Here is an 18,843-nt window from a genome sequence, read left to right on the forward strand (position 1 = left end):
TCTCTCTGTCGATGTTATTCCAATCTTCCTTGCGCAAGGAACTGTCGCGAAGCTTCGGCGCGACCTTCGTTGTGCTCTTCACCATCGTGGTGACGATGATGCTGATCCGCACCCTGCGCCTGGCGGCCAAGGGGAGCGTGAATCCGTCCGAAGTCTTCCTCGTGCTGTCCTATACCTCGCTGGGCTACCTGCCCACCATCCTCAGCCTGTGCCTGTTCATCGCGATCGTGGGCACTCTCTCGCGCATGTACACCGAGAGCGAGATGGTGATCTGGTTCTCCGCCGGCCAGGGACTGGGCGCCTTCGTGCGGCCGCTGTTCCAGTTCGCATGGCCGATCCTGATCCTGATCGCCGCGCTGTCGCTGGTGGGCTGGCCCTGGGCGAACTCGCAGACCCAGAGCATGCGCGACCGCTACCAGGCCCGCGGAGACATCGACCGCGTGGCCCCGGGCGAGTTCCAGGAATCGCCGGGCCGCAACCGCGTGTTCTTCATCGACAAGGACACGGCCGACGGCACCACCGCCAACAACATCTTCATCTCCGAAGTGGAGAAGGACACGCAGATCGTCACCTCGGCCCAGACCGGGCGCATCGAGAACATGGACAACTCGCGCTACCTCATGCTGCGCAACGGCCAGCGCCTGGAGCGCCCGCTGGACAAGTCCGAATTGCAGATCAGCGAGTTCGGCGTCTACGGCGCACGGCTGGGCGCCAACTCGAAGGGCGGAGGAAACGTGGCGCCCAACGACCGGCCCCGCGTGCGCCCCACGATGGACCTGCTGCGCGACCCGACCCCCGCCAACCTGGGCCAGTTCGGCTGGCGCGTGGGCATGCTGCTGGCCGCCATCAACTTCGTGGTGCTGGCCCTGACCGTGACCAGCGTGAACCCGCGCGTGGGCCGCAGCGCCAACATGCTGTTCGCGACCTTTGCCTTCGTCATCTACTACAACCTGCTGAACCTCGGTGAAAACTGGGTCGCGGCCGGACAGTTCCAGCCGGGGACCTACCTGCTGATCCTGCATGGCGGGGTGCTGGTGGGCGCGCTACTGTGGCTGGCCAAGCGCCACAACAACTGGTCGCTGCTGAAGTTCAGCCGGCCCCGCCGGCCTGAGACGATCGCAGAGGCCGCGACGTGAGGACCATCCGGCGCCTGATCTATGTCGAGGTGTTGAAGTCGGTGGGCTTCGTCGCCCTGGGCTTCCTATGCCTGTTCTTCTTCTTCGACTTCGTGGACGAGATGCAGTCCATCGGCAAACCCGACTCGCTGGGCTATGGCGTGCCGCAGGCCCTGCTGTACGTCGCGCTGCTGATCCCCAACCACCTGTACGAACTGCTGCCCATCGCCGTGCTCATCGGCACCATCTTCGTGATGGCGCGCCTGGCGCAAAGCTCCGAATACACCATCCTGCGCACCAGCGGCCTGGGGCCGTGGCGGGCGCTGCGCACGCTGCTGGTGCTGGGCCTGGGCTTCGTCGTGCTGACCTTCATCGCGGGCGACTACCTGACGCCCGCGGCCGACCGCGTGTCGCAGCTGCTGGAGGCGCGCTACAAGGGCGTGTTCTCGGCCACAGGCTCCACCGGCGCCTGGCTGAAGGAAAAGCAGGATGACAGGTCCTTCGCGGTCAACGTGGCATCGATCTCGCGGGGCGGCAACCTGAGCAATCCGCGCATCTACGAGTTCGACGAGCGCGGCTTCCTGAGCGCACTGACCACGGCGCAGTCGGCGCGCATCGGCGGCGGCAGCTGGCACCTCGAGCAGGTGGAGCGCCAGCTCTACGACACCCGCGCCGACGCCGACCGCGCGCACATCGACACGGTGACCATGCCCACCTACACGTGGCCCAGCACGCTCACCAGAGAAATGGTGTCGGTGGCCCTGCTCAAGCCCGACAGGATGAGCACCGCCGCGCTGTTCGAGTACATCCGCCACCTGAACGCCAACGGCCAGACCGCGCAGCGCTACGAGATCGAGTTCTGGCGCAAGGTGTTCTATCCGCTCTCCTGCCTGGTGATGGTGGTGCTGGCCCTGCCCTTCGCCTACCTGCACTTCCGCCAGAGCGGCATCACGACCTACGTGTTCGGCGGCGTGATGATCGGCATCAGCTTCTTCCTGCTCAACAACGTCTTCGGCTACATCGGCAACCTGGGCAACTGGTCGCCGATGCTAACCTCGGCGGCGCCGGGGCTGATCTACACCATCATGTCGCTGGCGGCCTTCGGCTGGCTGGTGCTGAGGCGCTAGGGCCGGAATGGGCGACAGCCGCGGCATCGTGCTCTTCGCGCACGGCTCGCGCGATGCCCGCTGGCGCGAGCCGGTGGAAGCCGTGGCGGCGCGCGTCCTGGCGCTGGAGCCGGGCCTGCGGGTACGCTGCGCCTACCTGGAGGCCGCGACACCCGACCTGGCGACTGCGGTGGGCGAACTGGCGACAGCCGGCGTCTCGAAAATCGACGTGCTGCCGATCTTTCTGGGCGTGGGCAAGCACCTGCGCGAAGACCTGCCACGGCTGGTGGCAGATCTACAACAAGTCCATCCCGCGCTTCGGTTGAACCTGCGGGCGGCCGTTGGAGAAAGCCCCGAAGTGATCGATGTCCTCGCCCGTCTTGCCCTGAAAAACTGAGATTTGGGCGGCCATTGGATAGATTCCGAATGCATAATGATTCCAGAATAAAGATGGAATCGTTATGAATCTGCACCAGTTCAAGTTCGTTCAGGAGGCCGTCCGCCGCAATCTGAACCTGACCGAGGCGGCCAAGGCGCTGCATACCTCGCAACCGGGCGTATCCAAGGCGATCATCGAACTGGAAGAGGAACTGGGCGTGGAAATCTTCGCGCGCCATGGCAAGCGTCTCAAGCGTGTGACAGAACCGGGCCAGCACGTCATCGCCAGCATCGAACTGATCATGCGCGAGGTGGGCAACCTGCGCCGTATCGGGGAGCAGTTCAGCGCCCAGGACACCGGCACTCTCTCCATCGCCACCACCCACACCCAGGCCCGCTACGTGCTGCCGGTGCCCGTGGCCAAGCTGCGCGAGGCCTATCCCAAGGTGAACGTGAGCCTGCACCAGGGCTCGCCCGACCAGGTGGCGCGCATGGTGCTGGACGAAGTGGCCGAGATCGGCATCGCGACCGAGTCGCTGGCGGACTACCCCGACCTGGTCACCCTGCCCTGCTACGAATGGCAGCACGTGCTGGTGCTGCCCAAGGACCACCCCCTGGCCGAGAAGGAGCGCGTCTCGCTGGAAGACCTGGCCAGCGAGCCCCTCATCACCTACCACCCGTCCTTCACCGGCCGCACGCGCATCGACCATGCCTTCGCGAACCGCAAGCTGACGCCGCGCATCGCGCTGGAAGCCATCGACTCGGACGTGATCAAGACCTACGTGCGCCTGGGCCTGGGCGTGGGCATCGTGGCCGAGATGGCGGTGCGCGACGACACCAACTCCGATCTGGTGGTGCGCCCCATGGGCCACATCTTCGGTCAGAACATCGCGCGGGTGGCCTTCAAGCGCAGCGCCTACCTGCGCAACTTCGTGTTCCGATTCGCCGAACTGCTGTCGGACCGCCTGGACCGCCACCTGATCGCCAAGGCCCTCTCGGGACACCACCAAGACTACGAACTCTGAGCACTTCATCGTGAGCAACGTGACCGCCCGCACTCCCGCCCTCGACACCAAGCTGCCCGCCGTCGGCACCACCATCTTCACCGTGATGTCGGCCCTGGCGGCCGAGAAGAACGCGGTGAACCTGGGCCAGGGCTTCCCGGATTTCGGCTGCGACCCGAAGCTGCTGGAGGACGTGACGGCCGCCATAGCCGCGGGGCACAACCAGTACCCGCCCATGCCCGGCATCCCGTCGCTGCGCGAAGCCATCGCCGCCAAGATCGCCGCGCTCTACGGCCACGGCTACCGCGCGGCCGACGAGATCACGGTCACCGCCGGTGCGACCCAGGCCATCATCACCGCCATCCTCGCCATCGTGCGCCCGGGCGACGAGGTGATCGTGCTGGAGCCCTGCTACGACAGCTACGTGCCCAACATCGACCTGGCCGGCGGCAAGGTGGTGCGCGTGCCGCTCACGCCCGGCACCTTCCGCCCGGATTTCGGCCGCATCGCATCGGCCATCACGCCGCGCACCCGCGCCATCATCATCAACACGCCGCACAACCCCAGCGCCACCGTCTGGACCGCGGCGGAGATGCGTCAGCTGGAAGAGCTGCTCGCGCCCACCGACATCTTCGTCATCAGCGACGAGGTGTACGAGCACATGGTCTATGGCGAGGCGAAGCACCAGAGCGCCGCCGCCTTCCCCGGCCTGGCAGCGCGCAGCTTCATCGTCAGCAGCTTCGGCAAGACCTACCACGTGACCGGCTGGAAGGTGGGCTACGTGGCCGCGCCGGCGCCGCTCACGGCGGAGTTCCGCAAGGTGCACCAGTTCAACGTGTTCACCGTCAACACGCCGATGCAGCATGCGCTGGCCGCGTACATGGCCGACGCCAGGCCCTACCTGGAGCTGCCCGCCTTCTACCAGCGCAAGCGCGACCTGTTCGCCGCTGGCCTGGCGAAGACCCGCCTGAAGCTGCTGCCATCGGAAGGCACCTACTTCCAGTGCGTGGACATCTCCGAGGTGAGCGACAAGAGCGAAGCCGACTTCTGCCTGTGGCTCACCAGCGAGATCGGCGTGGCCGCCATCCCGCTGTCGGCCTTCTATGGCGACGGTTTCGACCAGCGCGTGGTGCGCTTCTGCTTCGCCAAGAAGGACGAGACGCTGAACAATGCGCTGGGGCGGTTGGCGAGGCTGTGAGGCCTGCTTCAGAGCTGGCTCATGCCACCGTCGGCAACGATCTCGGTGCCGACGATGTAGGCCGATTCGGCCGCCGACAGGTGCAACACGGTGGAGGCGATCTCCTCGGAGGCGCCGAAGCGACCCAGCGGCACCTGGCCCTGGATCTGCGCGGCGGTGGCCTGCAGGGTCGCCGCGTCGAGTCCCAGCTTGCCGTAGATGGGCGTGCTCACCGGGCCGGGGCTGACCACATTGACCCGCACGCCACGCGGCAGCAGTTCGGCTGACAAGGTCCTGGCCAGCGAGATCAGCGCCGCCTTGCTGGCCGCGTAGATCGACGAGTTGGGCATGCCGATGCGCGCATTGATCGAGCCGTTGAGCACGATCGAGGCCCCGCGGTTGAGCAGCGGCAGCAGCGCCTGGATCTGGAAGTAGGCGCCCTTCACGTTGGTGCCGAAGGTCTGGTCCCACAGGGCTTCGTCCGCATCTTCCAGCGAGGCGAAACGCGCCATGCCGGCATTGATGAAGACGGCATCCAGGCGCACGCCTTCCTTTCCCAGTCGTTCAGCCAGCGCCCTTGCCGCGCCCGTGTCGCCCACGTCGTTGCGCAGCGCGAGCGTGGCGCCGCCGATCTGCGCGCGGGCCGCTTCCAGGGCCGTTGCGTCCCGGCCCGTGACGACCACCCGTGCGCCCTCGGCCGCGAAGGCCTTCGCCGCCGCCAGGCCGATGCCGCTTGTGCCACCGGTAACGAGCACTGTCTTGTAGTCAAAGCGATTCATTTTCAAACTCCTTCGAATCCGGCGAATTGCCGTACACGAATGGTGTTCTTCATGCGATCGCTTGCCGTACCATCCGATCGACGAACTCGTTCGAAGGATCCGAACATGTTGAGTGAGGATGAAATGGCGCTGCTGGAGGCCGTCGAGCAGGCCGGCAGCCTCTCGCGGGCAGCGGCGCGGCTGGGCAAGGCGCCTTCCACCATTTCGCACGCGGCGCGCCAGTTGGAGGCCCGCTTCGATGCCCTGCTGTTTGACAGGCGACGCTACCGGCTGCAACTCACGCCTGCCGGCCGCCTGCTCACCCAGGAGTCGGCTCGGATGTCGCAGGACATGGCGCGCCTGACTCGGCGCGTGAAGCAGGTGGCGGGCGGCTGGGAAGACCGCCTGGCCATCGTCACCGACGAGATCCTCGAGGTCGAGACTCTGCTGCCCCTGGTCCAGAGCTTCGACAGGCTGGATTCAGGTGTGCAGCTTCGGTTCACGCACGAGGTGCTGGGCGGTACCTGGGAGGCCCTGCGCGAGGGTCGCGCCGACCTGGTGGTGGGTGCCACCAGCGCGCCGCCCTCGATCCCGCAATTGCGCTGGGCCGAACTGGGCGCCATGGAATGGGTCTTCGCCGTCGCGCCGCGGCATCCGCTCGCCCGGCTGCCGGAGCCGCTGGCACAGGAGCAGGTGCTGCCGCACCGGGCCGTGGTGGTCGCCGACACCGCGCGCCGCGACGACGCGCGCAGCTACGGGCTGCTGGGCGGCCAACCGGTGCTGGCCGTCCCCACCATGCGCGCGAAGGTGCTGGCGCAGCGCGACGGGCTGGGCGTCGGCTGGCTCCCGCGCCACCGCGTCGCCGCCCTGCTGCAGCGCGGGGAGCTTGTCGAGAAGAAGATGGCGCACTCCCGCGAACCCAACCCCCTGTATATCGCCTGGCGAGGCGAGCACGAGGGTCGCGCGCTGGCGTGGTGGGTGGAGCAGTTCCAGCAGCCTCGCCTGGCCAGGCGCCTGGTCCAGGGCATGCCGATTGCCACTTGAGGCGCGCGTCGGAGGCGCTCGGCTGACACCGTCGGTAGGCGGCGCCTGACCGCCGAAGGCGCCGTTCTCGCAATCCCGGCGCCTTGCCGGGCCGCCACCATGGGGCCTCCTACAAAACAAGGAGAAGCCGCATGTCCCTGTCCTTCATTCTGATGATCGTGTTGATCCTGCTGTTGATCGGCGCATTGCCCAACTGGGGCTACAGCCGCGGTTGGGGCTACGTGCCCAGCGGCGGCGTCGGCCTGGTGCTGCTGATCGTCATCGTCCTGCTGCTCATGGGCAGGATCTAGCTGCCAGCCTTGTCCAGTTAGTGCCCCAGCTGCGCCCACGCCTTGTCCAGACGCTTGATGCTGACGGGCTGGGGTGTGCGCAGCTCCTGCGCGAAGAAGCTCACGCGCAGCTCTTCCAATAGCCAGCGGAATTCGCTCATCCGCTCGTCCACCACGCCCTTGCGCTCGGCCACCAGCCGCCAGTAGCGCTGTTCCTGGGGCTTCAATTCCGCCAGCTTCGATGCATCGCGTGCCGGATCGGCGCGCAGCTTGTCCAGCCGTAGCGTGATCGCCTTGAGATAGCGCGCGAAGTGCTGCAGTGCAATCCATGGGGTGTCGGCCACGAATCGCTTGCCCACCAGGCGCTGCAACTGTTGTGCCGCGTCCTGCGTGGCCTCCGGCTGGATCTTCGTGTCCTTGATTTTCCGCGCAGCCGTGGCGTATTCGCCCAGCACGACGCCCGCCAGCCGCGCCACTTCGTTGGCGATCAGCGTCAGGCGGCCACGCCCTTCGTCCAGCCGCTTCTTGAAGGCAAACTCGTCCGTCGGCAGCGGTGACTGCAGGAAGGCGCGCTCCAGCGCCACGTCGATGATCTGGGCGCGGAGGTCCTCCAGCGTGCCCAGCGGCATGAAGGCCACGGCCATCTTCTGCAGGTCGGGGATGTTCTTTTCCAGGTACTTGAGTGCGTCCTTGAGCTGCAGCGCGAACAAGCGTCGCAGGCCGGCGCGATGCTTGCCGGCGGCCACCTCGGGCTCGTCGAAGACCTCGATGGTCACCGCGTCGCCCGCATCCACCAGCGCCGGGAAGCCCACCAGGGACTGCGCGCCGCGGCGCACTTCCATCAGTTCCGGCAGTTCGCCGAAGGTCCAGGCCGTGTAGCGCTGGCCGGCGGGCAGCTGCGGCGTGGACTCGGCCTTGGCGGCCGTTTCCACCACCTTGCCGCGCGGGGCGGTGCCGGCCTGCGGCTTCGCATCGGCCGGCGCGGCGGACTTCTTCACCTGGATGCCTGCGAGGGCCTGGAAAGCACCGCGCGCCTGCGCGCCCAGCTCGGCCTTCAAGGCGCCCAGGTTGCGGCCGGTGCCCAGCTGGCGGCCATGCTCGTCCACCACCCGCAGGTTCATGAACAGGTGCGGCGCCAGCATGTCCAGCTTGAAGTCGGTGCGCTTCACGTCCAGGCTGGTGGCGTCGCGCACGATCTTCAGCAGGGCATCGGTCAGCGAGCCGTGGCCGAAGGCCTCGGGCGCCGAAAGCTGCTCGGCATAGCGCGCGGCCGTCTCCGGCAGCGGCACCAGGCGCGAGCGCGGGCGCTGCGGCAGGCTCTTGAGGAGGGCTTGTATCTTGTCCTTGAGCATGCCGGTCACCAGCCACTCGCAGCGTTCCTCGCTGACCTGGTTGAGCACGAAGAGCGGCACGCTGACGGTGAGCCCGTCCTTGGCATCGCCTGGCTCGTGCAGGTAGGCGGCGGCGCAGTCGACGCCGCCCAGCCGGAGGGTGGGTGGGAAGGCCTGGGTCGTGATGCCGGCCGCCTGGTGCCGCATCAGCTCGTCGCGCGCGAGGAACAGGAGGCGCGGCTGGCCATGCGAGGTATCGCGCCACCAGCGCTCCAGGCTCGCACCGTTGCTCACGTCGGCGGGAATCTGCGCGTCGTAGAAAGCGTAGATCAGCTCGTCGTCCACCAGCACGTCCTGGCGGCGCGACTTGTGCTCCAGCGCCTCGACCTCGCGCACCAGCTTGCGGTTGGCGGCCAGGAAAGGCAGGTTGCTTTCCCACTGCCCGCCCACCAGGGCCTCGCGGATGAAGATCTCGCGCGCCGCCACCGGGTCGATCTTGCTGAAGTCCACCCGGCGGCCGCTGTAGATCACCAGGCCATAGAGCGTGGCGCGCTCCAGCGCCACCACCTGCGCGCCCTTCTTCTCCCAGTGCGGGTCCAGCATCTGCTTCTTGAGCAGGTGGCCGGCCACCTGCTCGAGCCATTGCGGCTCGATGTTGGCAATGCCGCGGCCGAACAGGCGCGTGGTTTCCACGAGCTCGGCGCAGACGATCCAGCGGCCGGGCTTCTTCTTCAGGTGGGCGCCGGGATGGCGGTAGAACTTGATGCCTCGGGCGCCCAGGTAGGCCTCGTCGTCTTCCAGCTTCCAGCCGATGTTGCCAAGCAGGCCCGACAGCATCGCCTGATGCAGCTGCTCGAAACTGGCGGGCTGGGTGTTGATGCGCCACTTGTGCTCGGTCACCACCGTGAGCAGCTGCGAGTGGATGTCGCGCCACTCGCGGACCCGGCGCACGTTGATGAAGTTCTGGCGCAGCAGCTGCTCGTACTGGCGGTTGCTGAGCTTGTGATGAGGGCCTTCGGCTCCGACCACGGGTGATGCCCCGGCAGGCGCCGCGCGACCGCGCGGCGCGGCCTGGCCGCCACGCGCATCGTGGATCCACTTCCACAGCCGCAGGTAGCCGCTGAATTCGCTCTTCTCGTCGTCGAACTTGGCATGCGCCTGGTCGGCCTGGGTCTGCGCCTCCAGCGGGCGGTCGCGCACGTCCTGCACGGACAGGGCCGAGGCGATCACCAGCACTTCTTCGAGCGCGCCGCGCGTGCGGGCCTCCACGATCATGCGGGCCACGCGCGGGTCCAGCGGCAGCTTGGCCAGCTCGGCGCCCATGGGCGTGAGCTCGTTGACATCGTCCACCGCGCCCAGCTCATTGAGGAGCTGGTAGCCGTCGGCGATGGCCCGGCGCGAAGGCGCTTCCAGGAAGGGAAACTGCTCCACATCGCCCAGGTGCAGCGACTTCATGCGCAGGATGACGCCGGCCAGCGAGCTGCGCAGGATTTCCGGGTCGGTGAAGCGCGGGCGGCTGGCGAAGTCCTTCTCGTCGTACAGGCGGATGCAGATGCCGTCGGCCACCCGGCCGCAGCGGCCGGCGCGCTGGTTGGCGGCCGCCTGGCTGACGGGCTCCACCAGCAGCTGCTCCACCTTGCTGCGGAAGCTGTAGCGCTTGACGCGCGCCGTGCCGGTGTCGATCACGTAGCGGATACCCGGCACGGTCAGCGAGGTCTCGGCCACGTTGGTGGCCAGCACGATGCGCCGGCCGCTGTGGTTGTCGAAGACGCGGTCCTGCTCGGCCTGCGACAGGCGCGCGAACAGCGGCAGCACCTCGGCGTTGCGCAGCGTCGGCTGGTGCGACAGGTGCTTGCGCAGGTGCTCGGCCGCCTCGCGGATCTCGCGCTCGCCGGGCAGGAAGACCAGGATGTCGCCGCCGGCGCGCGGATCGCGCCACAGCTCGTCCACCCCGTCGGCGATCGCGTCGTTCAGGTCGTGGTCGCGCGACTCCTCGAAAGGGCGGTAGCGCTGCTCCACCGGAAAGGTGCGGCCCGACACGAACAGCGTCGGAGCTGGCCCCTTGGCCGAGGCGAAATGCTGCGCGAAGCGGTCGGCATCGATGGTGGCCGAGGTCACGATCACCTTCAGGTCGGGCCGCCGCGGCAGGATCTCGCGCAGGTAGCCCAAGAGGAAGTCGATGTTCAGCGAGCGCTCGTGCGCCTCGTCGATGATCAGCGTGTCGTAGGCCTTGAGCAGTGGGTCGGTCTGCGTCTCGGCCAGCAGGATGCCGTCGGTCATCAGCTTGACCGAGGCATCGCGGCTCAGGCGGTCCTGGAAACGCACCTTGTAGCCCACCACCTCGCCCAGGGGCGTCTTCAGCTCCTCGGCGATGCGCTTGGCCACCGAGCTGGCGGCGATGCGCCGCGGCTGGGTGTGGCCGATCAGGCGCCCCTTGCCGGGCGGCGCGTTGAGCTTGCCGCGGCCCAGCGCCAGCGCGATCTTGGGCAGCTGGGTCGTCTTGCCCGAACCGGTCTCGCCGCAGACGATCACCACCTGGTGCGCCTCGATGGCGGCCGCGATCTCCTCACGCCGGGCGGAGACGGGCAGCGATTCGGGGAATTCGATCTTCAGGGCAGGAGTGGCGGGGGCGGCGGCAGACAAGGCAAATGGTTGAGCGCGGGCGCCCATGGGAAAGCTTGGGGGACAATCGCGGAATTATCCCCGCCCGCGCGGCGGGCCGTCGTCTACTCCGCTAGTTCCCGGCGCATGTCCACTGTCTTCAATTTCACTTTCGTCCCCTGGTTCCGCTCGGTGGCGCCCTACATCCACATGCACCGGGGGAAAACCTTCGTGGTGGCCATGGCGGGCGAGGCGATCGCGGCGAACAAGCTGCAGAGCATCGCCCAGGACCTGGCACTGATCCAGAGCATGGGCGTGAAGGTGGTGCTGGTGCACGGCTTCCGGCCGCAGGTCAACGAGCAGCTCAAGGCCAAGGGCCACGAGGCGAAGTATTCGCACGGCATGCGCATTACCGACGCGGTGGCGCTGGACTGCGCCCAGGAAGCCGCCGGCCAGCTGCGCTACGAGATCGAGGCCGCCTTCAGCCAGGGCCTGCCCAACACGCCCATGGCCGGCTCCACGGTGCGGGTCATCTCGGGCAACTTCATCACCGCCCGCCCGGTGGGCGTGGTGGACGGGGTGGACTTCAAGCATTCGGGCCTGGTGCGCAAGGTGGACGTGGCGGGCATCCGCCGGGCACTGGATTTCGGAGCCATGGTGCTGCTCTCGCCCTTCGGCTTCTCGCCCACAGGCGAAGCCTTCAACCTGACCATGGAAGAGGTGGCGACCAACGTGGCCATCGGCATCCAGGCCGACAAGCTCATTTTCCTGACCGAGATTCCCGGCATCGCGCTGGACCCGACCCAGCCGATCAGCGAAGACAACCCCATCGACACCGAGCTGCCGCTGGCCGCCGCGCAGAAGCTGCTGACCACCCTGGCACCGGCTCAGAGCCCGTCCGATACCGCCTTCTACCTGCAGCACTGCGTGAAGGCCTGCGTGGGCGGCGTCGAGCGCAGCCACATCCTGCCCTTCTCGGTGGACGGCTCGCTGCTGTTGGAGGTGTACGTGCACGACGGCATCGGCACCATGGTGGTGGACGAGAAGCTGGAAAGCCTGCGCGAGGCCACGGTGGACGACATCGGCGGCATCCTGCAGCTGATCGAGCCTTTCGAGCGCGACGGCACGCTGGTCAAGCGCGACCGCACCGAGATCGAGCGCGATGTCGATCACTACACCGTGATCGAGCACGACGGCGTGATCTTCGGCTGTGCGGCGCTTTACCCCTACCCCGACGAGCGCACCGGCGAGATGGCGGCGCTGACCGTGTCCTCGGCCGTGCAGTCGCAGGGCGACGGCGAACGCATCCTCAAGCGCGTGGAGCAGCGCGCCAAGGCCATGGGGCTGGAAAGCATCTTCGTGCTCACCACCCGCACCATGCACTGGTTCATCAAGCGCGGCTTCCAGACGGTGGACCCCGACTGGCTCCCCGAGGCGCGCAAGCGCAAGTACAACTGGGACCGCAAGAGCCAGGTGCTGGTGAAGAAACTCTGACGTAGCGCCGCCCGAAGAAGGAGAAGTCGATGCCCCCCTGGTTCTGGCTCTGGTCGCCGCAGTTCTACTTTCCCTTCAGCGGCAGCGTCGCGCAGCGCATCGAGCCGGACACCGACTGGTTCTTTGCCGGCATTCCGCCTTCGGCCGGCAACGCCGAGATGGAGCGCAAGATCTTCGACGTCGCGACCTACGGCCGTCAGCTGGGCTGGATCACCGAGGTGCTGCTGGGCATGAACAGCACCGACGCCCAGGTGCAGGCCCAGGCTGCCGAATCGCTGCGCTGCCTTCGCGAGACGCAGCAGCGCATCGAAGCGGTGAAGGACGAGGAGCGTGCCACGCTGCTGGGCACCGCGGCCAGGGCGCTGGAAAAACTGCGGTCCGCAGACCCCGAAGCCTACGAACGCCTGCTGCTCGCCGCGCCGACAGCAGCACCGGCCGGCGCAACGCGCGCTCAGTCGCGGCGGATTGCCAGCAAGTCCAGCGCCAGCTGATGCGTGTTGCTTCCCGGGCTGGCGAGCTCGTGCAGCACGTTCATGTGGTTGCGGCCCGACACGACCTCCGAGGCCACCACTTTTGCGCCCCAGTTCGCCCGGATGAGCTCGGCCTGCCGATGGAATTCCTCGCTCTCCTCGCCACCCACGACCACCGCCAGCTGGCCTGAGGCCGGCGGCGGCATCCAGGCCGGGCTTGCGCGCAGCGCCGAGGCGGCCGTGAGGCCCAGGTCGGCCGCCAGGAAAGGCGTGTGCCGCATCGGCTCCAGATCGTAGAGGCCGGAAATGGACAGCGCCGACTTCACCAGGTCGGCCGGCAGTGATTCATCCACCGCCTGCCAGTAGCACGCCAGCATCAGGGTCGCCAGGTGCCCACCCGCCGAATGGCCCGCCACCACGATGCGCGACGGGTCGCCGCCGTAGTCGGCCGCATGCCGGTGCACGAAGGCCAGGGCGCGCACCGTTTGCAGCACGATGTGCTCCACCGTCACCTCGGGGCACAGCGAATAGTCGGGCAGCACCACCATCGCGCCGGCATCCACGAGCGGCGGTGCGACGAAGCTGTGGTCGCGCTTGCCGAGGGCCCGCCAGTAGCCGCCGTGCAGGTAGACGAACACCGGCGCGCCGCGCGTGCCGGCCGGGAAGATGTCCATCTTCTCGCGCGGCGCCTCGCCGTAGGCCAATTCGACCAATTCCGGATGCCGATGCAGCGCGGCGGCGGAGGCGTCGGCCCAGTGCTGGAGGATGGCGGGGTGCTCCGGGATGCGGGCACGGCTGTTGTACTGCTCGTCGTACCAGGCGGGCGTGCGCAGGCTCATGAGCGAAGGGGCTGTCAGCGTGTGGCGAGCGCGCCGCTGCGGGCACCGTTGCGCGGGCGAGCGGCCGCCTTCGCAGGCTCCGCCAACGCGGCCGACTGCCGCAGCGCGGCATCGATGAGCGCATCGGCCATCCACAGCGCGATGCGCTCCACCTCGCGGTCGGGCAGACCCCAGATGTCCTTCAGGATCACGTAGGGCTCGATGCCGTAGACCACCGACAGGGCGTGGTGCAGACGGTCGCGCAGGGCCGGCGTCAGGGCCGGCGTCATCGGTGCGATGGCGTGCTGCAGGATGCGCACCCGGTGGCCGCGCCTGTAGGGCTCCTCTTCCAGCAGGCCGGCGCGCTCCAATGCCCATTGCTCCAGGGAGAGCTGCGCCGCGGCGCGCAACTGCGGCTCGAACTCCTTGAAGCGCGGGAAGGTCTGCAGGAACAGTTCGTGCACCCGCTCGCGCCCGCTCGGGTTGTCCGAAGCCAGCGTGCGCACCGGCCCCAGCGAGCTGTCGATGACGGCGGTGACCAGCGCGCTGCGGCTGGTGAAGTAACGGTAGGCGGTGGCGCGCGACACCTTGGAGCGCACCGCCACCTCGGCCACCGAGGGGATGTGGCCATCCTGGCGGATGATGTCCATCGCCGTGTCCAGCAGCAGCCGGAAGGTGGCTGCCTTGACGCCGCTCGCGGGTTCTGCGGGCGGCTCCGAGAGCTTGTGTTTGAGGCGAGCCATGGGGTTTGTCCGTATTCGTTGGAGGCCTGGCCTTGCTTGTGGCACCCTGGATTCGAGCCGTATGATGCACGCATCCTAATTTGAGACGCAAGTCTCAAAAGCGGTGCAAGAGGCAGTCGAAGCGCGCAGCGCTTCCGTGCAGCCTCACATGTGTTCCCTGACCGTGCGGCGCGAGGCCTACAGCAGTGGGCCCCGACATGACCGCGCGGCAAGACGGAGACAAGCCGATGCGCATGGCCAGCTGGCAATGGGGCGGACGTGACCACGTGGGCACCATCTCGGCAGACGGGCGCGAAGCCACGCCCCTGGCCGTGCGGGATGCCTCGCGCGGCGTGCTCCCGCTCATCCAGGCCCTGGCCCGCGGCGAACCGCTCCCCTCGCCTTCGGGTGCGCGCCTGCCGGTGGAAGTGATCGAGCTGCGCGCACCGCTGCCGCACCCGTTGCGCAGCCTCTTCTGCGTGGGCCGCAACTACCACGCGCATGCGGCCGAGCTGGCCAGCACGGTGTTCCGCGAGACCATGCCCGAGGAAGACCCCTGGCCCATCGTCTTCTCCAAGCTGCCCGAATGCGTGGTGGGGCCGCACGACACGGTGCGCCTGCCCTCGCCTTCCACTTCGGTGCAGATCGACTACGAGTCGGAGCTGGCGGTGATCATCGGCAAGGGTGGCATCGACATCCCGAAGAGCCGCGCCATGGACCATGTCTGCGGCTACACGATCGTCAACGACGTGACGGCGCGCGACGTTCAGATGCGCCACCAGCAGTGGGACCTGGGCAAGAGCTTCGACACCTTCTGCCCCATGGGCCCATGGATCGTCACCGGCGATGAGCTGGACGGCAACGCCACCCGCGTGCGCGGCTGGGTCAACGGCCAGCTGCGCCAGGACGGCCTGACGCGCGACATGATCCACGACATCCCCACCCTCATCGAGACCTGCTCGCGCGGCATCACGCTGTACCCGGGCGACGTCATCGCCACCGGCACGCCGGCCGGCGTGGGCATGGGCATGAGCCCGCCGCAATGGCTGCGCGCCGGCGACCGCGTGCGCATCGAGATCGACGGCATCGGCGCCATCGAGAACCCCTTCGGCTGAGGCGTACACACCATGACACTGCACCTGATCGAGCGACTGGCGGTGGAGGAGGAAGGCGAAGGCCCGGTGGTGGTCTGCGTGCACGGGCTGGGCGGCAGTTCCAACACATGGACCCCGCTGATGCCCGCGCTCGCGCGCCACCGGGTGATCCGCGTGGACCTGCCCGGCAGCGGGCGCTCGCAGGGCGCGGAAGGTGCGCTGAGCATCGAGCACTACGCGCAGTCCTTCGTCAACATCTGCGCGCGGCTGGGCGTGACGCGCGCGCACTGGCTGGGCCACTCCATGGGCACCATCGTTTGCCAGCACCTGGCCACCTCGCAGCCCAAGCTGGTGGCGAGCCTGGCCCTCTTCGGCCCGCTGATCGCTCCGCCGGATGCGGCGCGCAGCGCCATGCTGCAGCGTGCCGAGAAGGCACGCTCGGCACCGAACGGCATGCAGGAGATCACCGAGGCACTGATCGGCGCCGCCATCTCCGCCGACACCCGCCAGCGCCGCCCCGTGACGGTGGCCTACGTGCGCGAAAGCCTGATGCGCCAGAGCGGCGAAGCCTATGCGCGCAGCTGCGAGGCGCTGGCCGGTGCACAGCCCGCGCCGGTGGAAAGCATTGCCTGCCCCGTGCTGCTGGTCACGGGTGACGAGGACGGCGTGGCGCCGCCGCAGGCCGTGCGCGCCATGGCCGACCGGCTGCACAACGCAGCGTCCAAGCGGGTGGTGGTGCTGCCGCGCTGCGGCCACTGGACGCCTGTGGAACGTCCCGAGGAATGCCAGCAGGAGCTGCGTGAATTCCTGCAAGCCAATTCAAGGAGCTGACGCCATGGCCGATGTGCTCTTCACCAACGTGCGCATCTTCGACGGCGGCGGAGAGGTGCCCTTCACCGGCGACGTCCTGGTGCAGGGCAACCGCATCGCCCGTGTCGTGAAGACCGGCTTCGGCGCACGCTCGCAGCCCATCGCGGGCGCGCGCACCATCGACGGCGCCGGCGCCTTCCTGATGCCGGGCATGGTCGAGGCCCACACCCATTTCTCGTGGAACGACCAGCCCAGCCTGGACGCCATCCAGCGCATGCCGCCCGAGGAGCACATCCTGTGGTGCGCCCAGGTGGCCGAGCGCTACCTGGACATGGGCTGGACCAGTTGCGTGGGCGCCGCCTGCGCCAAGCCGCGGCTGGACGTGGTGATCCGCAACGCCATCAACGACGGCACCATCATCGGCCCGCGCTACCTCGCGGCCAGCCAGGAGATCACCGTGCCCGGCGGCCTGGGCGACACCACGCAGCCGCACCTGCCCCAGTCTGAGTTCGCCTTCGGCGCGGTGGTCAGCGGCGCCGAGGAGATGCGCCGCTGCGTGCGCACCTTCGCCAAGTGGGGCGTGGACTCGCTCAAGATCAACCTCTCGGGCGAGTCCATCACCGGCATGTCCAGCGAGATGAGCCAGTTCACTTCGGAGGAAGTGCGCGTGTGCGTGGAAGAGGCCAAGGCCTGGGGCAAGCGCGTGGCGGCGCATGCGCGCTCCACCTGGTCGATCAAGGAGTGCGTCAGGCAGGGCATCGAGGTGATCTACCACGCCAGCTTCACGGATGAAGAGGCGCTGGACATGCTGGAGGCCCACAAGACCGAGCACTTCATCGCTCCCGGCCTGGCCTGGCTGATCAACACCTGCCACAACGCCAGCGAGTGGGGCCTGACGCCCGAGCGCACGCGCGCCATGGGCTACCACCGCGAACTGGAAGCCGCCGTCGAAAGCATGAAGGCGATGCGCAAGCGCGGCATCCGCATCCTGCCCGGCGGCGACTACGGCTTTGCCTGGACACCGCACGGCACCAACGCCAAGGACCTGGAGTACTTCGTCAAGTACGTGGGAATGAGCACCATGGAAGCCCTGCTCTCGGCCACCGCCTGGGGCGGACCGATGATGCGCATGGGCAAGGTGCTGGGCTACATCCGCGAGGGCTACCTGGCGGACATCCTGCTCGTGGATGGCGACCCGCTCGCCGACATCACGGTGCTGCAGGACAAGTCGCGCATCCTGGCCGTCATGAAGGACGGCGAATTCCACCGGGCGCCCGAGATGCATGCGGCCGCCCGGCCTCTTTCGATGTCCCCCATGACCCGCTGGGCCGCCTGACAACCTTCACCGGAGAAGAACATGGCAGATGTGGTCTTCACCAACGTGCGCATCCTCGATGGCACCGGACAGAACAACCCCTACACCGGCAGCGTGCTGGTGCGCGACAACCGCATCCGCCAGGTGGGCCGTAGCACCGCGCCCATCGCCCCCGGCAGCGCAGCGGTGATCGACGGTGCCGGCGCCACGCTGATGCCGGGCATGTGCGAGGCCCACACGCATTTCTCCTGGAACGACGCGGCCACGCTCGCTGCCATCCAGACCATGCCGCTCGAGGAGCACGTGCTGTGGTGCGCCAAGGTGGCGAAGAGATACCTGCAGGCCGGCTTCACCTCCTGCGTGGGCGCTGCCTGCGCCAAGCCGCGGCTGGACGTGGTGATCCGCAACGCGATCAACGCCGGCCAGATCCCGGGGCCGCGCTACCTCGCCGCCAGCCAGGAGATCACGGTGCTGGGCGCCCTGGGCGACGAGACCCTGCCGCACCTGCCTTTTCCCGAGTTCAGCTTCGGCGTGAACGTGTCGGGCGCCGACGAGATGCGCAAGGCCGTGCGCCTGTTCCTGAAGTACGGCGTGGACTCGATCAAGCTGAACCTCTCAGGTGACAACTTCACACCGCAGTCGCCGGCCGAGACCACCTGGATGCTGGACGAGGAAGTGGCCGCCGCCATGCGCGAGGTCAAGATCCGCGGCAAGCGCGGCGTGGCCCACGCCCGCTCGTCCGAAAGCGTGAAGCAGGCCCTGCGCCACGGCATCGAGCTGATCTACCACGCCAGCTTCGTCGACGAGGAGGCGCTGGACATGCTGGAGGCCAAGAAGGACGAGGTCTTCGTCGCGCCCGGCATCGCCATCCTCTACGCCATGCTCTACGAGGCCGAACCCTGGGGCGTCACCCATGCCATGGCCTGCGACATGGGCTACCAGATCGAGTGGGATGCGGCCTGCGTGTCGCTGGCCAAGATGCACAAGCGCGGCATTCGGGTGCTGCCCGGCGGCGACTACGGCTTCGCCTTCACGCCGCACTGCCAGAACGCGCGCGACCTGGAGTTCTTCGTCAAGTACCTGGGCTTCACGCCCATGGAAGCCATCCGTTGCACCACGCTCTACGGCGGCCAGGTGATGAAGCGGCCCGACGACCTGGGCCTCGTCAAGGAAGGCTACCTGGCCGACCTGATGCTGGTGGACGGAGACCCGCTGGCCAACCTGTCGATCCTGCGCGACCCCAAGCGCATCCTGGCGGTGATGAAGGACGGCGTGTTCGCCAAGGCGCCCGAGATCGCGGCGCGGCGGCAGTGGGAGCGGGCTGCATGAGGCGCATG

At 67.9% G+C, this 18,843-nt stretch carries 17 protein-coding genes; 13 read left to right on the forward strand and 4 right to left on the reverse strand.

What is annotated here, in order from left to right:
* Positions 1 to 11 precede the first annotated feature (11 nt).
* From lptF to BM345_RS14605, 5 genes are all read left to right on the forward strand, one after another.
* The gene (gene lptF, locus BM345_RS14585; protein WP_093380571.1) at positions 12 to 1,136 is read left to right on the forward strand and encodes an LPS export ABC transporter permease LptF; all 1,125 of its coding nucleotides are present in this window, start codon (positions 12 to 14) and stop codon (positions 1,134 to 1,136) included.
* A complete protein-coding gene (gene lptG, locus BM345_RS14590; protein WP_093380572.1) occupies positions 1,133 to 2,242 on the forward strand; it encodes an LPS export ABC transporter permease LptG in 1,110 nt (369 codons plus the stop codon). The genes lptF and lptG overlap by 4 nt, the downstream gene beginning before the upstream one ends.
* Before the next feature lie 7 nt (positions 2,243 to 2,249).
* Positions 2,250 to 2,618 (forward strand): sirohydrochlorin chelatase, encoded by a 369-nt coding sequence (locus tag BM345_RS14595; protein ID WP_093380574.1) that lies wholly within the window; start codon positions 2,250 to 2,252, stop codon positions 2,616 to 2,618.
* Between the two features lie 64 nt (positions 2,619 to 2,682).
* A complete protein-coding gene (locus BM345_RS14600; protein WP_093380576.1) occupies positions 2,683 to 3,624 on the forward strand; it encodes a CysB family HTH-type transcriptional regulator in 942 nt (313 codons plus the stop codon).
* Positions 3,625 to 3,631: 7 nt separating this feature from the next.
* Positions 3,632 to 4,801, forward strand: a complete 1,170-nt coding sequence (locus BM345_RS14605; RefSeq protein WP_093380577.1) for a pyridoxal phosphate-dependent aminotransferase — start codon at positions 3,632 to 3,634, stop codon at positions 4,799 to 4,801.
* 8 nt (positions 4,802 to 4,809) lie between these two features.
* On the opposite strand, the gene BM345_RS14610 is transcribed toward BM345_RS14605, so the two are convergent.
* The gene (locus BM345_RS14610) at positions 4,810 to 5,559 is read right to left on the reverse strand and encodes an SDR family oxidoreductase (RefSeq protein ID WP_093380579.1); all 750 of its coding nucleotides are present in this window, start codon (positions 5,557 to 5,559) and stop codon (positions 4,810 to 4,812) included.
* A gap of 105 nt (positions 5,560 to 5,664) precedes the next feature.
* On the opposite strand from BM345_RS14610, the gene BM345_RS14615 reads away from it, so the two are divergent.
* Complete coding sequence (locus tag BM345_RS14615; RefSeq protein ID WP_093380580.1) at positions 5,665 to 6,582, forward strand: LysR family transcriptional regulator; 918 nt, start codon at positions 5,665 to 5,667, stop codon at positions 6,580 to 6,582.
* A gap of 131 nt (positions 6,583 to 6,713) precedes the next feature.
* A complete protein-coding gene (locus BM345_RS14620) occupies positions 6,714 to 6,872 on the forward strand; it encodes a DUF3309 family protein (protein WP_093380582.1) in 159 nt (52 codons plus the stop codon).
* A gap of 17 nt (positions 6,873 to 6,889) precedes the next feature.
* Here the strand turns inward: BM345_RS14620 and hrpA are convergent, their stop codons facing one another.
* Complete coding sequence (hrpA, locus tag BM345_RS14625) at positions 6,890 to 10,825, reverse strand: ATP-dependent RNA helicase HrpA (RefSeq protein WP_093380583.1); 3,936 nt, start codon at positions 10,823 to 10,825, stop codon at positions 6,890 to 6,892.
* Between the two features lie 105 nt (positions 10,826 to 10,930).
* Between hrpA and argA the strand changes: the two genes are divergently transcribed.
* Positions 10,931 to 12,277: an amino-acid N-acetyltransferase gene (gene argA, locus BM345_RS14630; protein WP_093380585.1), complete on the forward strand. Its 1,347-nt coding sequence runs from the start codon at positions 10,931 to 10,933 to the stop codon at positions 12,275 to 12,277.
* Positions 12,278 to 12,306: 29 nt separating this feature from the next.
* Positions 12,307 to 12,768 carry a hypothetical protein gene (locus BM345_RS30130; protein ID WP_175545014.1) on the forward strand — a complete coding sequence of 154 codons (462 nt, stop codon included), beginning with the start codon at positions 12,307 to 12,309 and terminating at the stop codon, positions 12,766 to 12,768.
* On the opposite strand, the gene BM345_RS14640 is transcribed toward BM345_RS30130, so the two are convergent.
* On the reverse strand, positions 12,729 to 13,586 hold the full coding sequence (locus tag BM345_RS14640) for an alpha/beta hydrolase (RefSeq protein WP_093380586.1): 858 nt from the start codon (positions 13,584 to 13,586) through the stop codon (positions 12,729 to 12,731). The genes BM345_RS30130 and BM345_RS14640 overlap by 40 nt on opposite strands.
* A 14-nt stretch (positions 13,587 to 13,600) precedes the next feature.
* Positions 13,601 to 14,308, reverse strand: a complete 708-nt coding sequence (locus BM345_RS14645; RefSeq protein WP_093380588.1) for a TetR/AcrR family transcriptional regulator — start codon at positions 14,306 to 14,308, stop codon at positions 13,601 to 13,603.
* Between the two features lie 227 nt (positions 14,309 to 14,535).
* On the opposite strand from BM345_RS14645, the gene BM345_RS14650 reads away from it, so the two are divergent.
* Genes BM345_RS14650 through BM345_RS14665 form a run of 4 tightly spaced genes read left to right on the forward strand, consistent with a single transcriptional unit; the run spans position 14,536 to position 18,835 of the window.
* Positions 14,536 to 15,402: a fumarylacetoacetate hydrolase family protein gene (locus BM345_RS14650; protein ID WP_093380589.1), complete on the forward strand. Its 867-nt coding sequence runs from the start codon at positions 14,536 to 14,538 to the stop codon at positions 15,400 to 15,402.
* A 12-nt stretch (positions 15,403 to 15,414) separates the two neighbouring features.
* The gene (locus BM345_RS14655; RefSeq protein ID WP_093380591.1) at positions 15,415 to 16,212 is read left to right on the forward strand and encodes an alpha/beta fold hydrolase; all 798 of its coding nucleotides are present in this window, start codon (positions 15,415 to 15,417) and stop codon (positions 16,210 to 16,212) included.
* Positions 16,213 to 16,216: 4 nt separating this feature from the next.
* Complete coding sequence (locus tag BM345_RS14660) at positions 16,217 to 17,527, forward strand: metal-dependent hydrolase family protein (protein WP_093380592.1); 1,311 nt, start codon at positions 16,217 to 16,219, stop codon at positions 17,525 to 17,527.
* 21 nt (positions 17,528 to 17,548) lie between these two features.
* The gene (locus BM345_RS14665) at positions 17,549 to 18,835 is read left to right on the forward strand and encodes a metal-dependent hydrolase family protein (RefSeq protein WP_093380594.1); all 1,287 of its coding nucleotides are present in this window, start codon (positions 17,549 to 17,551) and stop codon (positions 18,833 to 18,835) included.
* Positions 18,836 to 18,843 lie beyond the last annotated feature (8 nt).

Origin of the sequence: Variovorax sp. OV329, from assembly GCF_900114785.1 — a bacterium.
Taxonomy (GTDB): domain Bacteria; phylum Pseudomonadota; class Gammaproteobacteria; order Burkholderiales; family Burkholderiaceae_C; genus Variovorax.